Annotated in this window: 21 protein-coding genes; 6 read left to right on the plus strand and 15 right to left on the minus strand. The window is 56.7% G+C overall.

The window, feature by feature from the left end:
• Nucleotides 1-265: 265 nt before the first annotated feature.
• Nucleotides 266-826, minus strand: coding sequence for a YbaY family lipoprotein (locus ACL2XG_RS09935; RefSeq protein WP_410016174.1), 561 nt, complete (start codon nucleotides 824-826; stop codon nucleotides 266-268).
• A gap of 267 nt (nucleotides 827-1,093) precedes the next feature.
• Here ACL2XG_RS09935 and tesB point away from each other — a divergent pair, with 267 nt between their 5' ends.
• A complete protein-coding gene (tesB, locus tag ACL2XG_RS09940) occupies nucleotides 1,094-1,957 on the plus strand; it encodes an acyl-CoA thioesterase II (protein ID WP_410016175.1) in 864 nt (287 codons plus the stop codon).
• A gap of 106 nt (nucleotides 1,958-2,063) precedes the next feature.
• Here the strand turns inward: tesB and amtB are convergent, their stop codons facing one another.
• From amtB to ACL2XG_RS09965, 5 genes are all read right to left on the minus strand, one after another.
• Nucleotides 2,064-3,350 carry an ammonium transporter AmtB gene (gene amtB, locus ACL2XG_RS09945; protein ID WP_410016176.1) on the minus strand — a complete coding sequence of 429 codons (1,287 nt, stop codon included), beginning with the start codon at nucleotides 3,348-3,350 and terminating at the stop codon, nucleotides 2,064-2,066.
• A gap of 41 nt (nucleotides 3,351-3,391) precedes the next feature.
• The gene (gene glnK, locus ACL2XG_RS09950; RefSeq protein ID WP_009639071.1) at nucleotides 3,392-3,730 is read right to left on the minus strand and encodes a P-II family nitrogen regulator; all 339 of its coding nucleotides are present in this window, start codon (nucleotides 3,728-3,730) and stop codon (nucleotides 3,392-3,394) included.
• A 320-nt stretch (nucleotides 3,731-4,050) separates the two neighbouring features.
• Nucleotides 4,051-5,832 (minus strand): SmdB family multidrug efflux ABC transporter permease/ATP-binding protein, encoded by a 1,782-nt coding sequence (locus ACL2XG_RS09955; RefSeq protein ID WP_413722263.1) that lies wholly within the window; start codon nucleotides 5,830-5,832, stop codon nucleotides 4,051-4,053.
• Entirely contained in the window at nucleotides 5,825-7,594 is a 1,770-nt protein-coding gene (locus ACL2XG_RS09960; protein ID WP_413722262.1) for a SmdA family multidrug ABC transporter permease/ATP-binding protein, read from the minus strand. Before ACL2XG_RS09960 ends, ACL2XG_RS09955 begins: the two co-directional genes overlap by 8 nt.
• Before the next feature lie 51 nt (nucleotides 7,595-7,645).
• Nucleotides 7,646-8,101: an Lrp/AsnC family transcriptional regulator gene (locus ACL2XG_RS09965; protein WP_413722261.1), complete on the minus strand. Its 456-nt coding sequence runs from the start codon at nucleotides 8,099-8,101 to the stop codon at nucleotides 7,646-7,648.
• A gap of 120 nt (nucleotides 8,102-8,221) precedes the next feature.
• Between ACL2XG_RS09965 and ACL2XG_RS09970 the strand changes: the two genes are divergently transcribed.
• Together ACL2XG_RS09970 and queC are read left to right on the plus strand one after the other, a co-directional pair.
• A complete protein-coding gene (locus tag ACL2XG_RS09970) occupies nucleotides 8,222-9,262 on the plus strand; it encodes a PLP-dependent cysteine synthase family protein (RefSeq protein WP_410016180.1) in 1,041 nt (346 codons plus the stop codon).
• A 72-nt stretch (nucleotides 9,263-9,334) separates the two neighbouring features.
• On the plus strand, nucleotides 9,335-10,036 hold the full coding sequence (gene queC, locus ACL2XG_RS09975; RefSeq protein ID WP_410016181.1) for a 7-cyano-7-deazaguanine synthase QueC: 702 nt from the start codon (nucleotides 9,335-9,337) through the stop codon (nucleotides 10,034-10,036).
• Between the two features lie 194 nt (nucleotides 10,037-10,230).
• On the opposite strand, the gene ACL2XG_RS09980 is transcribed toward queC, so the two are convergent.
• From ACL2XG_RS09980 to bolA, 9 genes are all read right to left on the minus strand, one after another.
• Nucleotides 10,231-10,560, minus strand: coding sequence for an Arc family DNA-binding protein (locus tag ACL2XG_RS09980; RefSeq protein WP_413722260.1), 330 nt, complete (start codon nucleotides 10,558-10,560; stop codon nucleotides 10,231-10,233).
• Nucleotides 10,561-10,731: 171 nt separating this feature from the next.
• On the minus strand, nucleotides 10,732-11,322 hold the full coding sequence (locus ACL2XG_RS09985; RefSeq protein ID WP_413722259.1) for a ComEA family DNA-binding protein: 591 nt from the start codon (nucleotides 11,320-11,322) through the stop codon (nucleotides 10,732-10,734).
• Between the two features lie 196 nt (nucleotides 11,323-11,518).
• Nucleotides 11,519-13,399 carry a peptidylprolyl isomerase gene (gene ppiD, locus ACL2XG_RS09990; RefSeq protein WP_410016184.1) on the minus strand — a complete coding sequence of 627 codons (1,881 nt, stop codon included), beginning with the start codon at nucleotides 13,397-13,399 and terminating at the stop codon, nucleotides 11,519-11,521.
• Between the two features lie 242 nt (nucleotides 13,400-13,641).
• A complete protein-coding gene (gene hupB / locus ACL2XG_RS09995) occupies nucleotides 13,642-13,914 on the minus strand; it encodes a nucleoid-associated protein HU-beta (RefSeq protein WP_162367713.1) in 273 nt (90 codons plus the stop codon).
• Nucleotides 13,915-14,126: 212 nt separating this feature from the next.
• On the minus strand, nucleotides 14,127-16,487 hold the full coding sequence (lon, locus tag ACL2XG_RS10000; RefSeq protein ID WP_410016185.1) for an endopeptidase La: 2,361 nt from the start codon (nucleotides 16,485-16,487) through the stop codon (nucleotides 14,127-14,129).
• A gap of 198 nt (nucleotides 16,488-16,685) precedes the next feature.
• Nucleotides 16,686-17,960, minus strand: coding sequence for an ATP-dependent protease ATP-binding subunit ClpX (clpX, locus tag ACL2XG_RS10005; protein ID WP_410016186.1), 1,275 nt, complete (start codon nucleotides 17,958-17,960; stop codon nucleotides 16,686-16,688).
• Nucleotides 17,961-18,101: 141 nt separating this feature from the next.
• The gene (gene clpP, locus ACL2XG_RS10010; RefSeq protein ID WP_413722258.1) at nucleotides 18,102-18,734 is read right to left on the minus strand and encodes an ATP-dependent Clp endopeptidase proteolytic subunit ClpP; all 633 of its coding nucleotides are present in this window, start codon (nucleotides 18,732-18,734) and stop codon (nucleotides 18,102-18,104) included.
• Nucleotides 18,735-19,146: 412 nt separating this feature from the next.
• Nucleotides 19,147-20,451 carry a trigger factor gene (gene tig, locus ACL2XG_RS10015; RefSeq protein ID WP_410016188.1) on the minus strand — a complete coding sequence of 435 codons (1,305 nt, stop codon included), beginning with the start codon at nucleotides 20,449-20,451 and terminating at the stop codon, nucleotides 19,147-19,149.
• A 904-nt stretch (nucleotides 20,452-21,355) separates the two neighbouring features.
• Nucleotides 21,356-21,670 carry a transcriptional regulator BolA gene (bolA, locus tag ACL2XG_RS10020; RefSeq protein WP_410016189.1) on the minus strand — a complete coding sequence of 105 codons (315 nt, stop codon included), beginning with the start codon at nucleotides 21,668-21,670 and terminating at the stop codon, nucleotides 21,356-21,358.
• A 308-nt stretch (nucleotides 21,671-21,978) separates the two neighbouring features.
• On the opposite strand from bolA, the gene ACL2XG_RS10025 reads away from it, so the two are divergent.
• The 3 genes from ACL2XG_RS10025 to cyoA all read left to right on the plus strand — a co-directional run bounded on the left by ACL2XG_RS10025 (nucleotide 21,979) and on the right by cyoA (nucleotide 25,504).
• Nucleotides 21,979-22,557 (plus strand): lipoprotein, encoded by a 579-nt coding sequence (locus tag ACL2XG_RS10025; protein WP_410016190.1) that lies wholly within the window; start codon nucleotides 21,979-21,981, stop codon nucleotides 22,555-22,557.
• Between the two features lie 77 nt (nucleotides 22,558-22,634).
• Nucleotides 22,635-24,122 carry a muropeptide MFS transporter AmpG gene (gene ampG, locus ACL2XG_RS10030; RefSeq protein ID WP_410016191.1) on the plus strand — a complete coding sequence of 496 codons (1,488 nt, stop codon included), beginning with the start codon at nucleotides 22,635-22,637 and terminating at the stop codon, nucleotides 24,120-24,122.
• A gap of 449 nt (nucleotides 24,123-24,571) precedes the next feature.
• Complete coding sequence (gene cyoA, locus ACL2XG_RS10035; protein WP_410016192.1) at nucleotides 24,572-25,504, plus strand: cytochrome o ubiquinol oxidase subunit II; 933 nt, start codon at nucleotides 24,572-24,574, stop codon at nucleotides 25,502-25,504.
• Nucleotides 25,505-25,506: the final 2 nt, after the last annotated feature.

Raw genomic sequence — 25,506 nt, forward strand, 5'->3', positions numbered from 1 at the left:
GCCGGCCAGGCTGGAACAGCGGGCCAGGGAGAGGAGAGGCCGCGACACGTTAAATACCTTAGTCTTGGCGGGGATGATGATTTGTCGCCATGGCGCTAGGGCGTGAGCGCGTCTCACCTCCCTGTGAGACACTCAACCTATCGCCACCAGAGGCGTTGTTCAGTGTTGTTCAGTAACGTCTCAAGCCGTTGTGCCCAGGCACGCGACGCTTTAGCCGGCATAAACGCCGCCAACACCGCGGCGTTTAGCACCATCCCAAGAGACCTTACAACTGGTTAGGCGCGGGAACACTGCTGGCCGGCGCCACCTGGGTGGGAGAGGTCAGCGGCACGGTAGATGCCGCCGCGGCGCGTGTCGGCATGGCCACGGCTTCCACCGGCACCAGCGTCAGATCCTGTTTGGTGCCGCCGTTGTTGATAACCGTCTTCACCTGCTCGGTAATAAACATTAACCGGCCATCGACGGTAATCGCCGCGCTTAGCAGGATGCGCGCATTGGGCTGTATTTGCGCCGGATTAAACGGCAACACAAAGCTGAACGGCGCCTGCTTACCTTCCGTGCGTACCACACGTTGCGCAATGACGGTAGACGGCGTATCGCTTATCGAGGCATCGGACAGCGTTACGGTCAATACCGCGTCGGGAGGCAATGCGATCCGTTGCCTGATCCAAACGGTGCCGGAAACGCTGGGTTGCCTTAACGCTTCGGCTTGTTCAGCGGTGCCCGGGGTTTTGAACGCCGGGGTAGCCACCTGATGGCCTTTATCAGCGCATCCCGCCAAGGTGACCGCTAGCGCAGCGCCACCTACTACTTGCCAGAGTTTCATGATTTATCTCTCCTTCTTATTATTAGCTCATCATTTCACCGATACCAAGCGGCGGTGAAGTCTTGGTGGCTGAACCACCTAATGATTTAATCATGGCACAGAATCCTGATATTTTCCTGTCGGTTGCATTCGCACCGGACACGTTTGCGGTTATGCTCATTAAAGCGGGCTGTCATGGCCGGCCTGGGAGGTTCGGTGCCCCGACGCTATGCCGGCACCCGTCATGCGTTTACCCGCAGTGAAGACCCTGGTTACTGGAGCGTAGTTATGACCCGTAAAATCGATCATCTATTGAATCTGATCACCCTGGAAAAGCTGGAGGAAGGCCTTTTTCGCGGTCAAAGCGAGGATTTGGGCCTGCCGCGGGTCTTCGGCGGGCAGGTGGTGGCCCAGGCTTTGTACGCCGCGCGGCAGACGGTCCCCCCGGCGCGGCATGTCCATTCCTTTCACAGCTATTTTTTACGCCCAGGCGACGTCAGCTTGCCCATTGTCTATCAGGTGGCCGAGCTGCGCGATGGCAACAGTTTCAGCGCCCGTCATGTCAGCGCCATTCAGCAGGGCCTGCCGATATTTTACCTGACGGCCTCGTTTCAGGCGGAAGAAACGGGCTTTGAGCACCAAAGCCCGATGCCCCAGGTGCCCGCCCCCGAGGGGTTGCCCTCGGAGCGGGATATCGCGCTGCCTCTGGCCGCCGGCCTGCCCGAGCCGCTGCGGCGAAAACTGACCGGTGAAAAGCCGATAGAAATGCGTCCGGTTGTTTTCCATAACCCGTTTAAAGGCGCCGTGGAAAAACCCGTGCGTTATGTTTGGCTGCGGGCTGCGGGCACACTGCCGGATGACCGTGAATGCCATCAATTCCTGCTGGGCTACGCGTCCGATTTTAACTTCCTGCCCACAGCGCTCCAGCCGCATGGCGTGGGGTTTCTTGAGCCCGGGGTGCAAATCGCCACCATTGATCATTCGATGTGGTTCCATCGCCCTTTTCGTTTTGACGATTGGCTGTTATATGCGATAGAAAGCCCTTCGGCGTCCGGCGCGCGGGGATTTGTGCGCGGACAGATTTTCCGCCGCGACGGGGTGCTGGTAGCCTCGACGGCGCAGGAAGGCGTGATGCGGCACCATGGGGTGTGAACCCACCCGGCCCGCCCGGCGCTTTGCGCAAATGAAAACAGGGGCGATAAATCGCCCCTGCTGATTTTCCATGGCCGGTTATCGTGCCCCGGCGCTGCATAGAAAATTATTCGTTATAGGCATTTTCGCCATGGCTGTTGACGTCCAGGCCTTCGCGTTCCTGTTCTTCGGACACACGCAGCCCCACCACCATATCGGCAATCTTGAAGCCGATAAAGGCCACGACGCCGGACCAGACCAGACAGACGATCACGCTGAACAGCTGAACCCAGAGCTGGTGCCCCATGGTAACACCCTGAGCGTAACCCACGCCGCCGAGCGAGGCGGAAGTGAATACGCCGGTCAGCAGGCAGCCTACGATACCGCACACGCCGTGCACGCCGAATACGTCGCAGACATCATCCACCCGCAGCCATTTTTTCAGGGCAACCACACCCCAAAGCCCGGCTACGCCGCCCACCAGGCCAATGACCAGTGCGCCACCGACGCCGACGGTGCCGGCGGCAGGAGTGATGGCGACCAGACCGGCGATACAACCGGAGCAGGCGCCCAGCAAGGAAGGCTTGCCGCGCAGCATCCACTCAACAAACACCCAGGACAGGATGGCGCCGGCGGTAGCCATGACGGTATTGAGGAAAGCCAGTGCGGCAATTTCGTTGGCAGCGCTGGCGGAACCGGCGTTGAAGCCGAACCAGCCGACATACAGGATCGCGGTACCGGTAAAGACCATCGGCAGGTTATGCGGCTTAAACGCTTCCTTGCCGAAACCTGAGCGTTTGCCCAGCATATAGGCACCCACCAAACCGGCACTCGCCGCATTGATATGAACGACAGTACCCCCGGCGAAGTCCAGCGCGCCCTGCGCCGCCAGATAACCGCCTGCCCAAACCATATGCGCCATCGGCAGGTAGGAAAAGGTCAGCCATACCAGCACAAAAATCAGCACCGCGGAGAAACGAATACGTTCCGCCAGGGCGCCGACAATCAGACCGACGGTAATACAGGCAAACGAACATTGAAACGCGACGTGGATCAGTTGATAGAACGTACCGGTCAGCGCCGTCAGCTCAATATTCTTCAACATGGTCCAACCGAACCCGCCGAAAAACGGATTGCCCTCGCTAAAGGCCAGGGAGTAACCGTAAATCAGCCACAGCACGCAGACCATGGCGAAGGTGACCGCAACCTGGGTCAACATCGACAGCACGTTTTTGGCGCGCAGCAGGCCGCCGTAAAACAAGGCAATCCCCGGTAAAGTCATAAACAGCACCAAAGCGGTGCTTATCATCATAAAAGCGTTATCGGCCTTGTCAGCAACAGGCGCTGCGGCCATGGCCCATGTCGGCAACAATGCTACTGCGCCGAGGCTGGTCAATGAGACAAGTTTCTTCATTTTCATTCATCCCTATCCACAAAATTCGCGCGTGTGTGTCGTTAAAGTGCTGCTTCGTCGGTCTCTCCGGTACGAATCCGGATGACCCGTTGTAGCTCAGCAACAAAAATCTTGCCGTCGCCGATCTTTCCGGTATACGCCGCTTTACTGATGACATCGATAACTTCATCTAGCTGATCGTCGGCAATGGCGATATCAATTTTTACCTTGGGCAGGAAATTAACGCTGTATTCGGCCCCGCGATACAGCTCTGCATGGCCCTTTTGCCGTCCAAAGCCTTTGACCTCGGTGACCGTCAGCCCTTGAATGCCCACAGCAGAAAGCGCTTCTCGCACGTCTTCTAATTTAAATGGTTTAATCACCACGGTTACCAGCTTCATATGTTCCCCCTCAAGAATTTGGATCTGAACTCGCGATCGCTACGCCTGAGTAAAGCAAAGCATGTGCCACAAATGTTTTGAAATAGAAATTTACCGTTGGACGCCCGCCGATACAGCAAAACCCGCCTCAGGCGCAGCATTGGCTCCGGCGACGCGCAAAAATATACCAGCGAGGCGCACTGTATTAGTGCACTACGCCAGATTACGGTGCAGAAAGGGGAATATCGGCGCCGGGATGCTCAATCCCGGTGCGCGCTGCGCTTAAGCGCCCAGCATGCTTATCCGCGGCTACCCACGGGCGGCACATCCGTCGCACATCGTCAGCCGTGCCCCGCGCCGGCCACCCTGACGTCGGCGGCGAGCGCCCTGCCGGCCTGCTGCAGTTGATACATCTGGAAATAGCGGCCCTGCTGCGTTAACAACGCCTCGTGGGAGCCCCGCTCCACCGCTTCGCCACGGTGTAGCACCAGAATTTCGTCAGCCTCGACGATGGTGGATAAGCGGTGCGCGATAACCACCAGGGTGGTCTGGTGGCGGATAGCCGCCAGCGCCCGCTGGATCGCCTGCTCGGTGCCGGAGTCGATATTGGCGGTGGCCTCGTCGAGGATCAGGATTTGCGGAGTGAGGACCAGAACCCTGGCCATGGCCAGCAGCTGTTTTTGCCCGACCGACAGGGTATTGCCCTGCTCGCCGAGGCCGGCGTGGATGCCGCCCGGCATGGATCTGACCAGTTCCGCCAGTTGCACCTGTTCCAAGGCATGCCAGGCCCTGGATTCGCTGATATCACGCCCCAGGGTAATATTGGTGAATACAGTGTCCGCCATGACCACCGGGTCCTGCTGGACGATGGCGACGCCTTGCCTGAGCACCCGGTGCGACAGGCTGGCGATGGGCCGGCCGTCGAGCAACAGCGCGCCCTCGCTGATGGGATAATAGCCCATCATTAAATTAGCCAGGGTGCTTTTACCGCTGCCGGTATGCCCCACCAGCGCGATAAAGCGCCGGGATGGCACCGACAGGGAAATATGCCGCAATACCGGCGTGGCATTGCGGTAGGAAAAGCTGAGGTCGCGAATATCAATACGTCCGCTGATCAAGGGCCGGTCGTCGTCGCCGTACTGCTGCCGGTCGCCGTCCATCAGTTCAAAGATGCGCTCGCCCGCCACCACGGCCTGCTGCAGCATCGATTGCTGGGTGGTCAGTTCAATCAGCGGCTCATTTAAGCGGCCGAGATAATTGATAAAGGCATACAGTACCCCGACCCCGACGGTGCCCGCCGGGCTGAAGCTAAACAGCATCAGCAGCCCGCATAATACCAACGCCGACAGCAGGCTCAGGAGCGGGCGCAGCAAAAAGCCCTCAAGCCTCAGGGTCTGCATCCGCGCCAGGTAATGGGCGTGGCTGGCTTGCGCCAGCCGTTGGCCGAAACGCCCCTGCTGGCGAAACTGCTGGATGACGCTCATGCCGCTTATCGCTTCATTAAAGCCATTGTTGATATCCGCCAGATAGGCGCGCAGGCGACGCACGATCGGGGTGCTGAAATGCTGATACACCGTCATTACCAGCGCCACCACGGGGAAGATCACCATCGAAATGGCGGCCATGCGCCAGTCCAGCATAAACATCGCAATAAGCATGGCGCCCACCAGGGCGATACAGCGCAGCACCGTCGCCATCACCGTGACGTAAAGATCCTTGACCACCTCGGTATCATTGGTCACCCGCGAGATAAGCTGGCCCACCGGCTGGGTATCAAACGCGCTCAGCGGCTGGCGCAGCGCGGCATCCATTACCTCGGTGCGCAGTTGCTGCACCACGTCGAGCGCCGTTTGGTTGAACAACAGCGCCTGGTAGTAGCGCAGGGACGCGGACACCATCTGCAGGGCGATATAACCCAGCGCCAGCCCGGTCACCAGCAGCGGCGGAAAGGTTTTCAGCGGTACGACCCGGTCGATAAAAAAGCTGATCACCACCGGGCCGGCGACTTCCGCGCCGGCCGCCAGCCACAGCATGACCACCGCCAGCGTCAGCGGTTTGCGGTAAGGCCGGCTGTAGGCCAGCAGCCGTTTCAGCGTCGGCCACAGGGTTTGCCATTTACGCATCGGCCGCCTCCTGCCCGTCCGGATCGGCGCTGAGCGCTGCTTCCAACTGCTGGTAGCGGAACATATCCCGATACCAGCCCTCTTCCTGCAGCAGATGCTGATGTTCGCCCCGCTGGGCAAGGGTGCCGTGGCGCAGCACGACGATTTCATCGGCCGCATTCAGCGCCGACAGCCGGTGGGCGGTAATGATCAGGGTACGTCCCTCGCCCCACTGCCTGAGATTGCGCAAGATGGTATGTTCGGTACGCCCGTCCACGGCGGAGAGCGCGTCGTCGAATATCAGGATTTCCGCCTCCAGCAGCAGGGCGCGGGCAATGGACAGACGCTGTTTTTGCCCGCCGGACAGCATCACGCCCCGCTCGCCCACTTCGGTTTCATAGCCCTGCGGCAGCCGCAGGATATCCTCATGCACGCAGGCAAGGGTCGCCGCCCGCTCGATTTGCTCCCGGGTGGCGTCCGGCCGGCCGAGGGCGATATTACGCGCCACGCTATCGGAAAATAAAAACGGCGTCTGGCTGACCACCGCCAGGCGGCTATGCCACTGATCAAGGGAGACATCGGCAAGGGACATACCGTGGAAACGGATCTCGCCCCGGGTCACGTCAAAATGCCGCTGCAGCAGCGATAACAGCGTGCTTTTACCGGCGCCGGTCGGGCCGCAGATACCCAGCACCCGTCCCGGCGCCAGCCGCAAATGGATATTATTCAATGTCGGCTGCGGCGTGTGCGGATAGCTGAAGCTGTCGACGTCGACCTCAAGGACGCCGCGTCCGGGGGGAAGCATTTCCTTACCGTCCCTGACCTGAGGAGCCTCGTCCAGCGTTTGGCGGATCCGGCTATAGGCGGCGCTGCCCCGCTCGACAATATTAAACATCCAGGCTAATGCCAGCATCGGCCAAATCATCAGGCCCAGATACATAATAAAGCTGGTTAACTGCCCAAGCGTCAGCAGATCGTTCATCACCATCCAACTGCCGCCCCCGATGGCCAGCAGGTTAGAAAAGCCGACGGTCAGGTAAATGGTGGGATCGAAACGCGCGTCAATGCGCGCCACGCGCATATTTTTTGCGCCGGCGTCGGCGGCCACCTGCACAAACCGCTCCGACTGGTATCCCTCCAGACCGAAGGCCTTGATCATGCGGATGCCGGTAAGGCTTTCCTGCGTTTGGTTATTGAGTGACGAAAACGCCGCCTGGGCGGTTTTAAACCGCCGGTGCAGCTCATCGCCATTGTGTTTAATCAGCAGCGCCATGACCGGCATCGGCAGCAGCGACAGCAGGGTAAGCTGCCAGCTTATCTGCACGCTCATCACCACCAGCACCGACAGGCCCATCACCAGCGAGTCCACCAGGGTCAGCACCCCTTCCCCGGCGGCGAATACCACCCGGTCCACGTCGTTGGTGGCGCGCGCCATCAGATCGCCGGTGCGGTGGCGCAGATAAAAACCCGGCAGTTGATGGCTGAGCAAATGATAAAAACGGGCGCGCAGCTCCACCGCCAGCTTATAAGAGGCGCCGAACAGCAGCACACGCCATACGTAGCGCAGCAGGTATACCAGCACGGCGGTAAACGCCATGACGCCCAGCCACATCATGATCATCCGCGTGGAGGCCCGATGCTCCGTCACGCCGTCCACGATAACCCCGACCAGTCTGGGCGGGATCAGTTGCAGTATGGCGATAATGATCAACAATAAGACCGACCCCAGATAACGTCGCCATTCGCGGCGAAAATACCAACCTAATTGTGCAAATAATCTCACGCAGTTTTATTCCAAACCTATTGAAAGTGACCCGCCGCAGCGAAAGATAAATTATAACGGCAATACGGTGGTATTTTTGATTTGTTCCATGGCAAAACTCGAGGTCACATCGATGAGGCCAGGCACGCCGTTCACCAGCCGCTTATAAAAGTTGTCGTAGCTCTTCATATCGCTCGCCACCACCTGCATCAGGTAATCATACTCGCCGGCCATGCGATAAAAGGCCAGCACTTCCGGCATTCCTTTAACCTGCGCCACAAAGGCCTGATACCAGTCGCTATTATGCTGCTGTGTTTTAATCAGCACAAAGGCGGTCAAGGCCAACCCCAGCTTTTCATTATCCAGCAGCGCCACCTTAGCGCGCACGATACCGGTTTCCTCGAGACGTTTAAGACGTTTCCAGCATGGTGTGGAGGTCAGGTTGACCGCATCCGCCAGCGTCTGAAGCGAAAGCGTACAGTCTTGCTGCAGCAATGAGAGTAACGTGCGGTCAGTTTTATCTAGCATAAGTATCTTTTGGAGAAAATATTTCTCTTATCACACGTTAATCGAGTGAAAAAGGCAACTTATTTTTTCTTCATCCCCGCTATGCTGTGAACCCCCCCTTCCGCATTAAGGATAATTATTATGACCGCGCCCTGGGTGAAACAGGCCATCAGCGAAATCCAGTCTGATTTCCAGCGCTCCGCCGATACGCATTTAATACGGTTTCAGCTGCCGGCGTTTCCGGGCATTTTTTTCTATCTGAAAGATGAAAGCACCCATCCCTCGGGCAGCCTAAAACATCGGCTGGCCCGCTCGCTGTTTTTATACGGCTTGTGCAACGGCTGGATAAAGCAGGGCACCACCATTATCGAGGCCTCGTCAGGCAGCACGGCGGTTTCGGAGGCCTATTTCGCCCGGCTGCTCGGCTTGCCTTTTATTGCCGTCATGCCGGAATGCACGGCTAAACGTAAAATTGAACAGATTACTTTTTACGGCGGCCGCTGCCATTTTGTCGGGCATAGCGCCATGATCTATGACGAAGCCAAAGCCCTGGCCCATGAGTTAAACGGCCATTATATGGATCAGTTTACCTACGCGGAGCGCGCCACCGACTGGCGCGGCAACAATAATATAGCGGAAAGCATTTTTCGCCAGATGGCGCAGGAGCCCTGCCCGGAACCCGATTATATTGTTATGAGCGCCGGCACCGGCGGCACGTCGGCCACCCTCGGGCGCTATATTCGCTACCAGGGTCATAACACCCGGCTGGTGGTGGTCGATCCGGAGAATTCCGTCTTTGCTGAATATTTTCATCACCGGGACGCCGCGCTCACCGCAAGCATAGCCAGCCGGATCGAAGGCATCGGCCGGCCGCGCGTGGAGCCGTCGTTTATTGCCGATGTGATTGATGAAATGATCCAGGTACCCGACGCCGCCACCATCGCCACCCTTTACTGGCTCGAGCCTATCCTCGGCCGCCGGGTGGGGGCGTCCACCGGTACCAATATGTGGGGCGCGCTGCAACTGGCCGTCAGGATGCGCGCCGAAGGAAGGCAAGGCGCCATCGTTACGATATTGTGCGACGGCGGGGAACGCTACCATGACACCTATTATCAGATGGAGTGGGTACGTGAACATATCGGCGACCTGAGTCCCTGGCAGGATACATTGACGGCCCTCTAAGTGCGGGAAAGATGCCAAATGGCCACGGAGGCGTTACCATAAGGGCCGTGGCTCCTTAAATTGAGTAATACAATGACACAAGCGGTGGTGGTTTTTAGCGGCGGGCAGGATTCAACCACCTGCCTGATCCAGGCCTTAACGCACTATGACGAGGTGCACTGCGTTACGTTTGATTACGGCCAGCGGCACCGGGCTGAAATCGACATAGCGCGCGCCCTGGCGCTCAAGCTGGGCGCCCGCGCGCACAAAGTCATCGACGCCGGTTTGTTAAATGATCTGGCGGTCAGCAGCCTGACCCGGGAGAATATTCCGGTGCCCGCGTTTGACCCTGGCGCCGGCGGCGACGCCTTGCCCAGCACCTTTGTGCCGGGCCGTAATATTTTGTTCCTCACCCTGGCGGCCATTTATGCCTATCAGGTGGGGGCGCAAACGGTCATTACCGGCGTGTGTGAAACGGATTTTTCCGGTTATCCCGACTGCCGCGATGAGTTCGTCAAGGCGCTGAACAATGCCGTCATCCTGGGCATGGCCCGCGACATTCGCTTCGCCACCCCGCTGATGTGGCTGAATAAAGCCGAAACCTGGGCGCTGGCCGATTATTACCGGCAATTGGATTTGGTGCGTCAGGAAACGCTGACCTGCTATAACGGCATCAAAGGGGATGGTTGCGGCACCTGCGCGGCGTGCCATCTGCGCGCCAAGGGCCTGGCCGACTATCAGCAGCATCGGGAAAGGGTCATGGCGGCGATGAAAGCCAAAACGTCGCTGCCATAATCATGCTACCCGCGCGCCCAGTCTTTGCCGTCGTTAGCGGCTGTGGCGCCATGGTGCGGGAACAAGGTGAGGTGGGCAGACTGATGGATTGAAGACAGGCGTTGGTATCAGAGGGTATATCTTCCCCTCTGATTCACAAATAACGTTATGTTATGACCGCAGTTAACTCGACGGCCCGGTCAAATGGCCTCTGGCTATTTTTTCTTTGATTTTTTTTTAGTGTTGGCATTCAGTAACGCGCGCAGCTTTTTTACTTCACCGGTGGTAAAAGGCTGCTCGGTAAGTTCTTCGGTATGTTGATTATCAACATCGGCGGCGACATGCTCTTTGTGTGCCGCGTTTTTAGCGTGGCGCTTTGCCTCGACCCCGCCTTCAACGTCATCCTCAATCGTGCCGTCCAGGCTGCGCTCTAGCCTTGCGCTGATTTCCGCACTCATGGAAACGCTTTTACTCGCGGCCAAGGACTTCAATTTTTCCTTTAGCTCGAGAGGCAATTTAATCGTTAAATTAGCTGTCTCACTCATAGTGCTTTCCTATTGATAGAAGAGTCACTAACTTAGGAAAGATACGGCCCGATGTCCACACTGTCATAAAAATTTAATATTGGCGCATCGCCTGTGGCCGGGGGTCGGCGCTGGAAAACATTTTCCCCTGGCGCTGAAACCCGGCCGGCATGTCAGTATTGATCCCCTGTTTTATTCCACGATGATTAACTCTTTGATTTGCGAGAACGTGGATGGGCCGATGCCTTTGACTTCTTTCAACTGGTCGGTATGGGTAAAGGGTCCCTTAGCCTCGCGGTAGTCGATAATGGCCTGCGCCTTTTTAGGCCCGATGCCTTTCAGCGCGCTCACCATGTCCTCAGCCGACGCGGTATTGATATTGATTTTTTCATCGCCGAAGTCATCCGTTTGGGTGCTTTTATCTTCGGTATCCGACGCCGTTTGCGTCGCGTCCTGGCCTGCGGCCGGTTCGGCGGCGTCTTCTTTGGCCGCTTCGCCGGATACGGGCGGCGTGGTCGCCGCTGCGGACAGGGTGGTGGCCGCGCTGTCGCCCTCACTGCCGCTGTCGCTGGTGTCGCCGTGCTCCGTGGCGCCGATGACCTTGATGATGCCGTCGCTAGCACCGCCGCCGTCCGCCGGAACCTTAGCGGCTTTTTCCCCTGCGCCGTCATGGCTGACGACAACGGCATCGCCGGATTTATCCCCGTCCGCCACCGAACACCAGGCGATGCCCGAAAGGGCGAACAGGCTGGTCAGTAACACCAGGCTCAGAGTACGTTTCATTGGAGTTTTCATAACATGACGTCCTTGTGATTGCTTGCCTTGGGTCGTGGATAACCACACGTTATGCCGTGAGATACCGGCACGGCAGGCAGGTTGCCTTAAGGGTATTACCACGGCAACCAGGGAAATTGAACCATGCAAAAGGCCGCGAAAGCGGCCTTTGGTCATTACACTATGTTCAGTATTTTTATGAGCGTTATTGCATTTGCGCGCCGGTGCCCATCTTGATCTTGGCTTCGGTACGCAGGTTATTGAGCAGCGCGTCGAACGTCACGCCGGTCATGCCCTGGCTAAGCTGGCTGACCACCTGGCCGCGCTGCTGCTCATCAAGCTGGCGCGGCGCGACCTTATCGAGCGCCACCAGGACGATATTGCCCTGTTCATCCTCCGACATGCCGTAGGAGGAGGCGTTCGGCTGGGGATGCGGCAACGTGAAGATAGCCTGGGTCAAACGATCGTTCTGCCGCGTCGAGTCAAAGGTTTTCACCTCGCCGAAGCTCAGGCCGGCGGCTTTCATCGCCTCGGCGCCCTTACCCTGCTTGAGCGCCGCCAGAATTTTTTCGGCGTCGATGCGGGCCTGTTGCAGCGCCTTTTGGCGTTTCACCTGGTTTTCCACCTGGGCGCGCACCGCGTCCAGAGGCTTGGTGCTTTCCGGTTTATGCTCGGCCAGGCGCAGGACGAAAGCCCGGTCGCCGTCGACGGTGATCACATCGGAATTGTTGCCGGGAGCGCCGTTGACGCCCAGCAGCGAACCGCCGAAAAGCACCTGTTTCACGGCATCGGCGTTCAACGCTTCCGGTACGCTGTCGCGGGTAAACCAGTCGGTCTGCACCGCCTTGACGCCCGCGGCCGTTTCGGCCGACGCCAGTGATTCGTTATCGTTGCTGGCCGCGTCGCTGACCTTTTGCTGCAAGGCGTAATACGCGTCGATGGCTTTTTCCTGTTTCACTTTCGCCGCCACGCCGTCGTGCACCTCGGCCAGCGGCTTCACCTGCTCCGGCTGGATATCGGTCAGTTTCGCCACCAGGAAGCCCACCGAGGAGGTGATCACGCCGGACAATTGGCCCTTATCGGTCAGGTTGGCCTGTTTGAGCTCGTCCACCGTGGCGTCAGCGTCCATCCAGCCGATATCACCGCCGTTTTTCGCGGAAATAATGTCGGTGGAGCGTTGTTTGGCCAGGGCGGCGAAATCGGCGCCTTTTTGCAGTTGCGCCAGGATAGCCTGGGCGTCAGCATCAGTTTTGCTCTGGATTATGGCGTAACGTTTACGCGCCGGCTGTGAGAACTGGTCTTTATGCTGGTCGTAGTAGGCCTGGATTTCCGGTTCGCTCACCGTGGTTTTCGCCTGCATCGAGGCGGCATCCAGGGCGATATAGGACACTTTGAACGACTCGGGCTGGACATAGGTGTTTTTATTCAGGTTATAGTGGTTCTGGATCTCTTCCGGGGAAGCGGTTTGCCCGGCGAGCAGCGCGTTGATATCGAGCGTCGCCAGGCGCGCCTGACGCTCCTGGATGGCCAGCGCCATCAGCCGGTTGGTCTCTTCCGGCAGCAGGAAACCGGTGCCGCCGAGCCCCTGGATCAGCTGCTGCGTCAATAGCTGCTTGCGCATCAGCTGCGCATACTGATCCGGCGTCAATCCCATGCTGGCGATGATTGAGCGGTATTTTTCATTGTCGAAATTGTTGTTGGTGCGAAACGCCGGGATGGCGAAAATCGCCTCCTTGACCTGTTGATCGCTAACGGCAAGCCCCAGGGTTTGCGCATATTGGTCCAGCAGGGTCTCATCAATCAGCTGCGACAGCACCTGGCGGCGCATCTGGAGCATGTAGCCTTCGTTGGCGGCCAGGGCCGAGAAACTGTCCCCCAGCGACTCCTGCTGGCGGTTGCGCTCGTTTTGCACCGCCTGTTCCAGCTGGGCACGGCTGATTTGCTGGCCGTTCACCTTCGCGGCGTAATCCCCGCCGCCGCCAATCAGATAGTTGCCTACCCCGGTCAGCACGAATGAAATGGCGACAATGGCCAGAATAATTTTGAGCACGACGTGATTGGCGGCCGCGCGTAAATTGTCCATCATAGTGTGACAACACTCCGCTGTAATATGAATGAAACCTTTGCGCCGGCAGTAAGATCCGCCTTCATGCCGTAGCTCCGAGAGCTGCTGCGCGCTAAAGCTATTCCTCTGACAACCGAAATGCGCAACTGTCAGGGAAAAATAAAAACAAAAAAGGCACATCAAAAAAGATGCGCCTTGTATTCTACCCTACCCGTTCCCCTGCGTCAGGTAATAGTTTGACGCGAAAAACAGCGGTGCAACAATCAGTTGACAGCGTCTTTCAATCCTTTGCCGGCACGGAAACCGGGTACTTTGGCAGCCGGGATACTTATTTCTTTACCGGTTTGAGGATTACGGCCGGTACGGGCGGCACGCGCTCGCACCGTAAAGGTGCCGAAACCCACCAGCGCAACATCATCTCCCTGTTGCAGCGTTTCGGTAACGGAACCAATAATGGCATCCAATGCACGTCCGGCAGCCGCTTTGGAAATATCAGCACCTGCGGCAATCTTGTCGATCAGTTGTGACTTATTCACTCTTTCATCCCCTCTTGAATTCTCTCGTCGCGGCGGAATTTTCCTTAAACGCGACAGCGCAGCTGTTATATCAAGCCTGTTATAGCATGGCAAGCCAAAGCCGGATACCGACCAGAGCCGCCAGCTACCTAACTTAACGGTACAAAAAAAGGCTGGCAAGTGGGATTTCACCTGCCAGCCCGTTTTTTAGCGGTATATGTTACTTTACGCGCTTATTTTGCCGCCGCGGTGGCGATTTCCATGCCAAAAGGCGCATTCTGCAAGGCCAGGGTCAAGACCTCGTCAATCCGTTGCACGGGGTGGATATCCATATCGTTGATCACATTTGCCGGCATATCTTCCAGATCGCGTTTATTCTCGTAAGGGATTAACACGGTCTTGATGCCGCCGCGATGCGCCGCCAGCAGTTTTTCCTTCAATCCGCCGATCGGCAATACCAGCCCGCGCAGGGTGATTTCGCCGGTCATGGCCACATTGGCTTTCACCGGATTGCCGGTCAGGCAGGACACCAGGGCGGTACACATGGCGATACCGGCGCTGGGGCCGTCTTTCGGCGTTGCGCCTTCCGGCACATGGACATGAATATCGCGTTTCTCGTAGAAATCGTTATTAATGCCCAGCTTATCCGCCCTTGAGCGCACCACGGTCAGCGCCGCCTGGATGGACTCCTGCATCACTTCGCCAAGCGATCCGGTATAGGTTAATTTCCCCTTTCCCGGCACGCACGCGGTTTCTATGGTCAGCAGTTCGCCGCCCACTTCGGTCCAGGCCAGGCCGGTAACCTGCCCCACCCGATTCTCGCCCTCGGCGCGGCCGTAGTCGAAGCGTTGGACGCCCAGGTAATCCTTAAGGTTGTCGCCGTCGATATGGATATGCTTGACGCTTTTATCCATTAACAGCGTCTTAACCGCTTTACGGCATAACTTGGAGATTTCACGTTCCAGGTTACGCACGCCCGCTTCACGGGTGTAATAACGGATAATGCCCACCAGGGCGCTATCGTCGATGGTTAATTCGCCTGCCTTCAACGCGTTGCGATCGAGCTGTTTTTGCAGCAGGTGTTCGCGGGCGATATTCAGCTTTTCATCCTCGGTATAGCCGGACAGCCGGATCACTTCCATACGATCGAGCAGCGGCGCCGGGATATTCATCGAGTTGGACGTCGCGACGAACATCACATCGGAGAGATCGTAATCCACTTCCAGATAGTGATCGTTGAACGCCACGTTTTGCTCGGGATCCAGCACCTCCAGCAGGGCGGAAGCCGGATCGCCGCGCATATCCGACGACATCTTGTCGATTTCGTCGAGCAGGAACAGCGGATTTTTTACGCCGACCTTGGACATTTTCTGGATAAGCTTACCGGGCATGGAGCCGATATAGGTGCGACGGTGACCGCGAATTTCCGCTTCATCGCGCACGCCGCCCAATGCCATGCGCACGTACTCGCGCCCGGTGGCCTTGGCAATCGACTGTCCGAGCGAGGTCTTACCCACCCCCGGCGGTCCTACCAGGCACAGGATCGGCCCTTTTATCTTGCTGACCCGGCTTTGCACCGCCAAATATTCGAGAATGCGGTCCTTGACCCGTTCAAGGCCATAATGATCCTTATCCAGCACTTCCTGTGCCTTGACCAGATCTTTCTTGACCTTGGTGCGGGTATGCCAGGGCACCGACAGCATCCAGTCGATATAACCGCGCACCACCGTGGCCTCGGCGGACATCGGCGACATCATTTTCAATTTTTGCAGCTCGGCTTCGGTTTTTTCCCGCGCCTCTTTCGGCATTTTTGCCGCTTCAATCTTGCGTTTCAGCGCTTCGTTTTCATCCGGCGCGTCGTCCATTTCGCCCAGCTCTTTCTGGATGGCTTTCATTTGCTCATTCAGATAGTACTCGCGCTGGCTTTTTTCCATCTGTTTCTTGACGCGATTGCGGATACGTTTTTCGACCTGCAGGAGATCGATTTCCGATTCCATCATCGCCATCAGGTATTCCAGCCGCTCGGTAACGTCCGCCATTTCCAGCACCGACTGCTTGTCGCTTAATTTGAGCGGCATATGGGCGGCGATGGTATCGGCCAGGCGCGCGGCGTCATCGATGCTGTTCAACGATGTCAGCACTTCGGGCGGAATTTTTTTATTCAGCTTGATATAGCCTTCAAACTGATTAATCGCGGTGCGCACCAGGACTTCCTGTTCGCGCTCATCGATTTCGGGCGTGGCAAAATATTCAGCCTGGGCGGCAAAATGCTCGCCGCTATCGGACAAAGTGGTTATGCGGGCGCGCTGCAACCCCTCGACCAGTACTTTAACCGTACCGTCGGGTAGCTTCAGCATCTGGAGAATCGAAGAGACGGTCCCGACTGAAAAGAGATCGTTGATACCCGGTTCATCCGTAGAGGCTTCCTTCTGCGCCACCAGCATGATTTTTTTGTCGCTATCCATGGCTGCTTCAAGGCACCGAATCGATTTCTCCCGCCCGACAAACAACGGGATGACCATATGCGGATAGACCACCACATCGCGCAGAGGCAATACGGGGATTTCTATGCGTTCGGAACGCTCAGCATTCATAGAGCTCTCTCTTAGTTTAGCTTCCGCCAGGTTTAGGGGATTCGCAAAACTCGGCCGTTGCCAGTTTCAACAAATAGGTAATTGAGTATATGGGGGCGAATCTTTTACATTCAACAGCCGGGATAACGGAAAAACAAATGGGGGACGGAATCCCCCACTTTTTTACTTTTTGCCGAATATCATCATTCAACTGATGGATTATTCACCGGACGCCTGCTGGGTTTCATGTTTACCATAAATCAGCAAGGGTTCCGACTGGCCTTCAATTACCGCTTCGTCGATCACCACTTTCTCGACGCTGTCCTGCGAAGGCAGTTCATACATCGTTTCAAGCAGCGCGCCTTCCACGATGGAACGCAGGCCGCGGGCGCCGGTTTTGCGCGCCATGGCTTTCCTGGCGATAGCCGTTAGGGCTTCGTCGCGGAATTCCAGCTCCACGCCTTCCAGATTGAACAACGCCTGGTATTGCTTGGTCAGGGCGTTCTTCGGCTCTTTCAGGATTTGGATCAGCGCGTCCTCGCTCAGTTCATTCAGCGTGGCCAGCACCGGCAGACGGCCGATAAACTCAGGAATCAAACCGAATTTAATCAGATCTTCCGGCTCGACCTTCGTCAACAACTGGCCTTCGGACGCCTTCTGGGCGCTGCCTTTAACCGTGGCGCTAAAACCAATGCCGCGCCCGGTATCCACACGCTGCTCAATCACCTTGTCCAGGCCGGCGAACGCGCCGCCGCAGATAAACAGGATCTTGGACGTGTCCACCTGCAGGAATTCCTGCTGCGGATGCTTGCGTCCGCCCTGGGGCGGAACGGCGGCGATGGTGCCTTCGATCAGTTTCAGCAGCGCCTGTTGCACGCCCTCGCCGGACACATCGCGCGTAATCGACGGATTGTCCGATTTGCGTGAGATCTTATCGATTTCATCAATATAGACGATACCGCGCTGCGCCTTCTGCACATCGTAATCGCATTTTTGCAGCAGTTTCTGGATGATGTTTTCCACGTCCTCGCCGACATAACCCGCTTCGGTCAGGGTGGTGGCATCCGCCATGGTAAAGGGCACATCCAGGAAGCGCGCCAGCGTCTCCGCCAGCAGCGTTTTACCGCTGCCGGTGGGGCCTATCAGCAGGATATTGCTCTTGCCGAGCTCAATGCCATTAGTGGTATCACCGTTACGCAGGCGTTTGTAGTGGTTGTACACCGCCACCGCCAACACTTTTTTGGCTTTTTCCTGGCCGATAACGTAATCGTCCAGGTGATGGCGAATTTCATGGGGCGTCGGCAGAGCGCTGCGTTCGCGATGCGGAGCCACCTCTTTGATCTCTTCGCGAATAATGTCATTGCATAAATCGACACATTCGTCGCAGATATACACTGACGGCCCTGCGATCAGCTTACGCACCTCATGCTGGCTTTTACCGCAGAAAGAGCAATACAGCAGCTTTCCTGAACCGTCTTTGCGCTTATCTGTCATCAGTAAACCTCTTTCTCTAGTCTTTGTCCCGCAGGCCAACCACGGCGGCAACGCGACTGCTTAACGTAAAACCGGCGTTTGAGTGGTGTTAGTCTACTCGAATGACTCAATACTGTAACTATAGTCTATCGGTATTCAGAATTACGCCGTCAAATCGCGTTTGCTTAATATGGAATCAACCAAACCGTAGTCTACCGCCTCTTCGGCGGAGAGGAAACGATCGCGTTCCGTATCTTTTTCTATCGACTCAAGAGAGCGGCCGGTATGTTTGGCCATCAGTTCGTTCATGCGCGCCTTGACCTTGAGGATCTCCCGGGCATGAATCTCGATATCCGTGGCCTGGCCCTGGAAACCGCCCAACGGCTGATGGATCATCACCCGCGAGTTCGGCATGCAGAAACGTTTGCCCTTGGCGCCCGCGGTCAGCAAAAACGCGCCCATGGACGCGGCCTGTCCCATACAGAACGTGCTGACGTCCGGTTTGATAAACTGCATGGTATCGTAAATCGACATGCCGGCGGTAATCACGCCGCCCGGTGAATTGATATACAGATAAATGTCTTTTTCCGGGTTTTCCGCTTCCAGGAACAGCATCTGCGCCACGATCAGATTGGCCATATGATCTTCAACCTGGCCGGTCATGAAAATGATGCGTTCTTTCAGCAGGCGGGAAAAGATATCGTATGAACGTTCACCGCGTGAAGTCTGCTCAACCACCATCGGCACCAGGGCCATATGGGGTGCTTGTTGTTCTATTTCGCCACTGTATGACATTATCGTCTCCTAGATAAAATTCGCTCGGCGTCTTTATATTTTCCGATTCTACTTGAGATGAAGCGCGATCGCCATGCTCAAGCCGTCGGGCCGCCTTGGTGTCGGACGGATGTAATCAGCCAGGGACGTATCATTGTCTGGGCTTTATAATCCCATCTATATAGCTAATTGGGGTATGAAACGTCCCTTTTCAAGCGCCCGCCGCATTTTCTTTAACGGTTTTCGTTATTGTCTTGCCGGCGCGGCGCGGCGCCAATCCAGTTTTAGCATCGCATCCTCTTTTAATATAGCGTTAATTACTGAATGTTATCATCGTGAAGCACAAACCAACAAAAAGCCCGCCATCGGTTGATGGCGGGCTTTTAATGACAAACACATCGACCGGCCGGGAACACGTTTGGCCGGTCGTTTATCAGGCCGCGGTCGGCTGATTCATCAGCTCGGTGAACGTGGTGGGTTTTTCAACCACTTTGGCCTTGGCCAGCAGGGCTTCAACCGCCTGTTCTTCCAAAGCGACGTTACGCATATTATTCATCATTTCCTGATTCTTCGCGTAAAACTCAATCACTTCGCGCGGGTCTTCATAAGCGGAGGCCATTTCCTCTATCAGGGTTTTCACCCGTGAATCGTCCGCCTTCAGCTCATTGGTCTGGATAACCTCGCCCAACAGCAAGCCTACGCGCACGCGGCGTTTCGCCTGTTCTTCGAACAATTCGCGCGGCAGCTCCAGCGCCTGCTTTTCATTACCGCCGAAGCGCTGTGCCGCCTGGCGGCGCAGCACGTCGATTTCGCCGTCGATAAGCTTGGCCGGCACATCGATTTCGTTAGCGTTGATCAGGCCGTCGATCACCTGGTTCTTCACGCGGTTGCGCACGGCGTTTTTCAGTTCGCGTTCCATGTTCTTGCGCACTTCCGCGCGCAGGCCTTCGATGGAACCGTCGGCCACGCCGAAACGTTTAATAAACTCTTCGGTCAGTTCAGGCAACTCGCGCACTTCGACTTTTTTCAACACTATCGAGAATTTGGCCGCTTTGCCTTTCAGATTTTCCGCGTGGTAATCTTCCGGGAAATTGACGTCGATATCAAAAGACTCGCCGGCTTTATGGCCGACAACGCCCTCTTCAAAGCCGGGAATCATGCGGCCCTGTCCCATTGCCAGGACGAAATCGCTGGCCTTGCCGCCGTCGAATTCTTCACCGTCGATGGTACCGGAGAAATCAACGGTGACGCGATCTTCCGCTGTTGCGGCGGCATCGCTTTCTTTCCAATCCGCCTGCTGCTTGCGCAGGGTTTCCAGCATCTGGTCGACGTCGGCGTCGTTAACTTCCACGATCGGCTTTTCGACTTCAATGGCGTCCAGGCCTTTCAGCTCCACTTCCGGATAGACTTCAAACTCTACGCTGAAGGTGAAATCTTCGCCGGCCTTGTACTCGCCGGGTATATAGCTGGGCGCGCCAACCGGATTGATCTTTTCCTGGATAATGGCGTCGACGAAGTTGCGCTGCATAACATCGCCGAGTACGTCCTGACGTACCGACATGCCGTAACGCTGCGCAACGATGTTCATGGGGACTTTACCTTTACGGAAGCCGTCGATGCGAACCTTCTTGGCGACATTCACCAATTCGCTTTTTACCGCTTGCTCTATGCTGTCGGCGGCAACGGTAATTGTTACACGACGCCCCAGGCCTTCAGTGGTCTCAACAGAAACTTGCATCTTGTTACCTCAAAAAATCACAGTGCTCGGTCAACGCCAGAAGCCGTTTTCAAAGAAGCGGTCATCCAGGTCCACTGACGTGAAAATGGCCTCTGAGAACCGGGAGGTCTGAGTGAACAGATACCTGTTCCCCGTCGTCGTCAGAAGCATCCCGAATACATTCCGGAAATATAAGACGCGGCATTATAGCGGCATAGAGTTTATGAGTCGAGAACAGTGCGAAAATTGCCGCATACAGAGCGCCATGGCGCACAAAATTCAAAAAAACCGGGCGTCGCGGCATGCCAGGCCCGCCGACACCGCAGCGAATCACGCCGTGTTTAAGGGAGAGCATGCCGATGGGGTCGAATCGGGCGTGGTGTTCCCGCCCGACCGAGTGCCCCATGGCGCGGTATGCCCGCCAACACCGTTCCTAAAGCAGACGTGTTCAAGGGAGACCGTGCCAATGGGGTCGAATCGGGCGTGGTGTTCCCGCCCGACCGAGCGCCCCATGGCGCGGTATGCCCGCCAACACCGCGCTCAAAGCAGACGTGTTAAGGGAGACCGTGCCAATGGGGTCGAATCGGGCGTGTTATCCCGCCCGACCGAGCGCCCCACGGCATGCCAGGCCCGCCAACACCGCAGCGAATCACGGCGTGTTTGAGGGAGAGCATGCCGATGGGGTCGAATCGGGCGTGGTGTTCCCGCCCGACCGAGTGCCCCACGGCATGCTAGGCCCGCCGACACCGCAGCGAATCACGGCGTGTTCAAGGGAGAGCATGCCGATGGGGTCGAATCGGGCGTGGTGTTCCCGCCCGACCGAGTGCCCCACGGCATGCCAGGCCCGCCGACACCGCAGCGAATCACGGCGTGTTTGAGGGAGAGGATGCCCGCCAACGGCGGACGCAAATAAAAGGTAATCAGTTCAGGCGATAAGCCGGGTGCCCCGGCACGGCGGCGACGCGGGAACCGCGTTCTGCAGGCTGGTCCACTCTTTCAGGGTATAGGCATGCAGCGCAAGCGCATGAACCGGGCCGGCCAGTTCTTCCGCCAACACGGCATACAGGGAACGATGGCGGGTTAAGATGCGCTCGCCAGTAAAGTTTTCGCTCACCACGATCACTTTAAAATGGCTTTCCGCACCCGCCGGCACATTATGCCGGTAGCTCTCATCCACGACTTCCAGGAAAATCGGATCAAACGCCGCCCTTATTTTTGCTTCAATCTGCTCGCGAAACATTTCATTCTCCTTACTGCGTAGGCCGCGTGCCCTGCACTGTCAATTAAACTTTAGCTGACTTTTTATTAACTCATAGCACTATTATCATAAATTTTTGTCTTAAAAAGCCGAAACTTCAGCCTGGTTTAACAGTATATGGAGTGACGAAACGGTTAAAAAGACATTTTTTGCCGAGCCCCCGCCCACAGCGGGAAAATCGGACATGACGCAATTTAGCGTGATTCAGATCTTCCCCCGGCCAGTGGCGATGATATGATGAGAGCAATATCTCTCACCCCTAATGCATCTTAATGATTGAGAAGGCGATTATGCTTAAAAAATTGTTTTTCCCCTTATTGGCCGCGCTGTTGCTCGCCGGCTGCGCCGGCAAGAGCAACACCCTCGACATCACGCCTAAAATCGAGTTGCCGCAACAGGATCCGATGATTCGCGGCGCCACCGTCAGCGTCAACGGCGCCGATCAGCGCACCGACCAGGCGCTAGCCAAGGTGAACCGCGACGGCGAACTGGTCGTCCTCACCCCGTCGCGCGACCTGCGCTTCCTGCTGCAGGAAGTGCTGGAAAAACAGATGACCGCCCGCGGCTATATGGTTGGACCGAACGGCGGCGTCGACCTGCAAATTATCGTCAACAAACTGTATGCGGATGTATCCCAAGGCAATGTGCGCTATAACATCACCACCAGCGCGGATATCTCGATAATTGCCCAGGCGAAAAACGGCAATAAACAGATAAAACATTACCAGTCCACCTACAATGTCCAGGGCGCGTTTGTCGCCAGCAATCAAAAAATCACCAATGCGGTGAACAGCGTGCTGGGGGATGTCATCAGCGATATGGCGCAGGACACCAGTATCACCAACTTTATTAAACAAAACGCCCAGTAATTTTTGCCTTATCCTGCCCGCGTTCAGGCGGGCAGCCGCCGGTCCCGCAACGCCAATGAGACAGCAGAAAGCCGCCCATGCCTAATCACCAGCTCAGCCTCGCCACCCTCGCCCAGCCGCGATCCCTCATGTTATTGTGCCTGGGCTTCGCCTCGGGGCTGCCGCTCGCGCTCACATCAGGCACGCTCCAGGCCTGGATGACGGTGGCCGATGTCGATTTAAAGACCATCGGATTCTTTTCGCTGGTGGGGCAGGCGTACGTGTTTAAGTTTCTCTGGTCGCCGCTGATGGACAGATACCAGCCGCCGCTGCTGGGCCGGCGGCGCGGCTGGCTGGTGATAACCCAGCTGTTGCTGATGGCCGGTCTTATCGCCATGGGCACCCGGGATCCGTCGCGCGATCTGATGCTAATGGCCCTGCTGGCGGTATGGGTGGCGTTTTGCTCCGCCTCGCAGGATATCGTGTTCGATGCCTATAAAACCGATCTCCTGGCGCCGCAGGATCGCGGCACCGGCGCGGCGGTGTCGGTGCTGGGCTATCGCGTCGGCATGCTGGTATCCGGCGGGCTGGCCCTGTGGCTGGCAGATCGGCTGCTGGGCTGGCAGGCCACCTACTGGCTGATGGCCGGACTGATGCTGATCGGCGTGATCGTCGCCCTGCTGGCGCCGGAGCCGGACGACGCGGTTCCCGCGCCGCCGACCCTTGAACAAGCGGTGGTGGCGCCGCTGAAGGATTTTTTCGGCCGCAATAACGCGTGGCTTATCCTGATGCTGATTGTCTTTTATAAGCTTGGCGACGCCTTTGCCGGCAGCCTTAGCACCACGTTCCTTATTCGCGGCGTCGGTTTTGCCGCCGGGGAAGTGGGGGTGGTCAACAAAACCCTCGGCCTGCTGGCCACCGTGGTGGGCACCCTGGCAGGCGGCCTGCTGATGCAGCGCCTGTCGCTGTTTCGCGCCCTGATGCTGTTCGGCCTGCTGCAGGCGGTCTCCAACGCCGGTTACTGGCTGCTGGCGGTTACGGATCGGCATATCCTGACCATGGGCGCGGCCATTTTTGTCGAGAATCTTTGCGGCGGCATGGGAACCGCAGCCTTCGTGGCGTTGTTGATGACTTTATGCAACAAGTCCTTTTCCGCCACGCAGTTTGCCCTGCTGTCCGCGCTGTCGGCGGTGGGCCGGGTCTATGTCGGCCCCATCGCCGGCTGGTTCGTGGAGCTCCATGGCTGGGCCTGGTTCTATGTCTTTTCCATCATCGCCGCGTTTCCCGGCCTGCTCCTGCTGCTGTTATGCCGTGAAACCCTGCGGTTTACCCAGGAAACCGACAGTTTCCTGCGGCGCGACGGTTTTATCGGTCCCTATCGCTGGGCGCTGCGGCTGCTGATGCTGGGCGCGGCGCTGCTGGCCATAAGCCTGCTGCTGCTGGCGCTGCAGGCCCTGGGATGGCTGGCGTCCGGGTCCATTACAGGTTTTTTGTGGGAATCAGGGGCGATGTTGCTGGCTTTGGGTATACTAAGCGGGTGCTGGTGCGATTTTATATCAATGCGGCGCGCCAAAAACGCCGTTTGAGTCGATTAAAAAATAAGCGTTGTGTTGCCGACGCAATAACTGGCGAAAAAATAGCCCGGATAGCGGGGACATATTTTTTGTATCGGAATACGATATTTTTTTATGCCAGTAATGTGACAATTTAGTCAATCTACTATTTTCAAGCGGTCATATTTGCCGGCTTGTAGTTTATTTGTCTAAAAATGCTACTGCATTGTTAATGCAATGATACTAAAACTGCGGTGTTATTCTTTCTAAGGCGGATAAAGCGGCGGTTTGGTTTATTTCTCTCTAAGCCTTTGTGGATATTCATGTTTTGTTATAATTTCGGTTGCCAAAGATTTCATTTGCAAAAAGCGGAAACATGTTTCTGACAAAAGCTTAAGCGTGTTTACAGTACTGCAACCTTCCCGTAAAATGCCCACACACAAGAAACGACATTAAAGCCCTTTTTTTATTGAGGTCGTTAGATGAGACTCAGGAAATACAATAAAAGTTTAGGGATTCTGTCATTGTTTTGCGCCTCCGCCCTGCTGAGCGGTTGCGATATGGCGTTAATGAATCCCAAAGGACAGATTGGACTGGAGCAACGTTCACTCATACTCACCGCCCTTGGGCTGATGTTATTAGTGGTTGTACCTGCAATCGTCATGGCAGTGGTTTTTGCCATCAAATATCGCGCGTCCAATACCCAGGCGACGTACAGCCCCAACTGGTCCCACTCCAGCAAAGTGGAACTGGTGGTGTGGACTGTCCCGATCCTGATCATTATTTTCCTGGCGCTCCTTACCTGGAAATCAACCCATGCGCTGGACCCCAGCAAGCCGATTGCCTCCGACGCCAAGCCCATCACCATCCAGGTGGTCGCCATGGACTGGAAGTGGCTGTTCATTTATCCTGAGCAGGGCATCGCCACCGTCAACCAGATAGCCTTCCCCACCAACGTGCCGGTCAGGTTCGAAATCACCTCCAACTCGGTGATGAATTCGTTCTTTATCCCGCGCCTGGGCGGCCAGATCTACGCCATGGCGGGCATGAACGCCACGCTGCATCTGATTGCCAACGAATCCGGCTCCTATGACGGCATCTCGTCGAACTTCAGCGGCAGGGGGTTCTCCGGCATGAAATTCAAGGCCATTGCCACGCCGGACCAGCAAGGGTTTGATGATTGGGTGGCCAAAGTTAAAGCCTCGCCGGAAACGCTCACCACCATGGATGCCTACGAACAGTTGGCCGCGCCCAGCGAATTCAATCCGGTTGAGTATTTCTCCAGCGTTAAGCCTGACTTGTACCATGCGGTGATTGATAAATTCATGGGCAAGGGCAAGAGCATGGACATGACCCAGGACAAGGACATGGACATGAGCATGAGTGAGCACTCTCACGCGGGAACCGAGGAATAACT

It is taken from the genome of Sodalis sp. RH24 (genome assembly GCF_047324145.1).
Classification (GTDB): Bacteria; Pseudomonadota; Gammaproteobacteria; order Enterobacterales; family Enterobacteriaceae; genus Acerihabitans.

Coding starts and splice junctions, on each gene's coding strand:
- lon (WP_410016185.1), bottom strand. CDS start 16,487: ATGAATGCTGAGCGTTCCGAACGCATAGAAATCCCCGTATTGCCTCTG.
- bolA (WP_410016189.1), bottom strand. CDS start 21,670: ATGTTTCGCGAGCAGATTGAAGCAAAAATAAGGGCGGCGTTTGATCCG.
- tesB (WP_410016175.1), top strand. CDS start 1,094: ATGACCCGTAAAATCGATCATCTATTGAATCTGATCACCCTGGAAAAG.
- ampG (WP_410016191.1), top strand. CDS start 22,635: ATGCCTAATCACCAGCTCAGCCTCGCCACCCTCGCCCAGCCGCGATCC.
- ACL2XG_RS09970 (WP_410016180.1), top strand. CDS start 8,222: ATGACCGCGCCCTGGGTGAAACAGGCCATCAGCGAAATCCAGTCTGAT.
- glnK (WP_009639071.1), bottom strand. CDS start 3,730: ATGAAGCTGGTAACCGTGGTGATTAAACCATTTAAATTAGAAGACGTG.
- ACL2XG_RS09980 (WP_413722260.1), bottom strand. CDS start 10,560: ATGAGTGAGACAGCTAATTTAACGATTAAATTGCCTCTCGAGCTAAAG.
- tig (WP_410016188.1), bottom strand. CDS start 20,451: ATGCAAGTTTCTGTTGAGACCACTGAAGGCCTGGGGCGTCGTGTAACA.
- ACL2XG_RS09985 (WP_413722259.1), bottom strand. CDS start 11,322: ATGAAACGTACTCTGAGCCTGGTGTTACTGACCAGCCTGTTCGCCCTT.
- clpX (WP_410016186.1), bottom strand. CDS start 17,960: ATGACAGATAAGCGCAAAGACGGTTCAGGAAAGCTGCTGTATTGCTCT.
- ACL2XG_RS09935 (WP_410016174.1), bottom strand. CDS start 826: ATGAAACTCTGGCAAGTAGTAGGTGGCGCTGCGCTAGCGGTCACCTTG.
- clpP (WP_413722258.1), bottom strand. CDS start 18,734: ATGTCATACAGTGGCGAAATAGAACAACAAGCACCCCATATGGCCCTG.
- ACL2XG_RS09955 (WP_413722263.1), bottom strand. CDS start 5,832: ATGCGTAAATGGCAAACCCTGTGGCCGACGCTGAAACGGCTGCTGGCC.
- ppiD (WP_410016184.1), bottom strand. CDS start 13,399: ATGATGGACAATTTACGCGCGGCCGCCAATCACGTCGTGCTCAAAATT.
- ACL2XG_RS09965 (WP_413722261.1), bottom strand. CDS start 8,101: ATGCTAGATAAAACTGACCGCACGTTACTCTCATTGCTGCAGCAAGAC.
- queC (WP_410016181.1), top strand. CDS start 9,335: ATGACACAAGCGGTGGTGGTTTTTAGCGGCGGGCAGGATTCAACCACC.
- amtB (WP_410016176.1), bottom strand. CDS start 3,350: ATGAAGAAACTTGTCTCATTGACCAGCCTCGGCGCAGTAGCATTGTTG.
- ACL2XG_RS10025 (WP_410016190.1), top strand. CDS start 21,979: ATGCTTAAAAAATTGTTTTTCCCCTTATTGGCCGCGCTGTTGCTCGCC.
- cyoA (WP_410016192.1), top strand. CDS start 24,572: ATGAGACTCAGGAAATACAATAAAAGTTTAGGGATTCTGTCATTGTTT.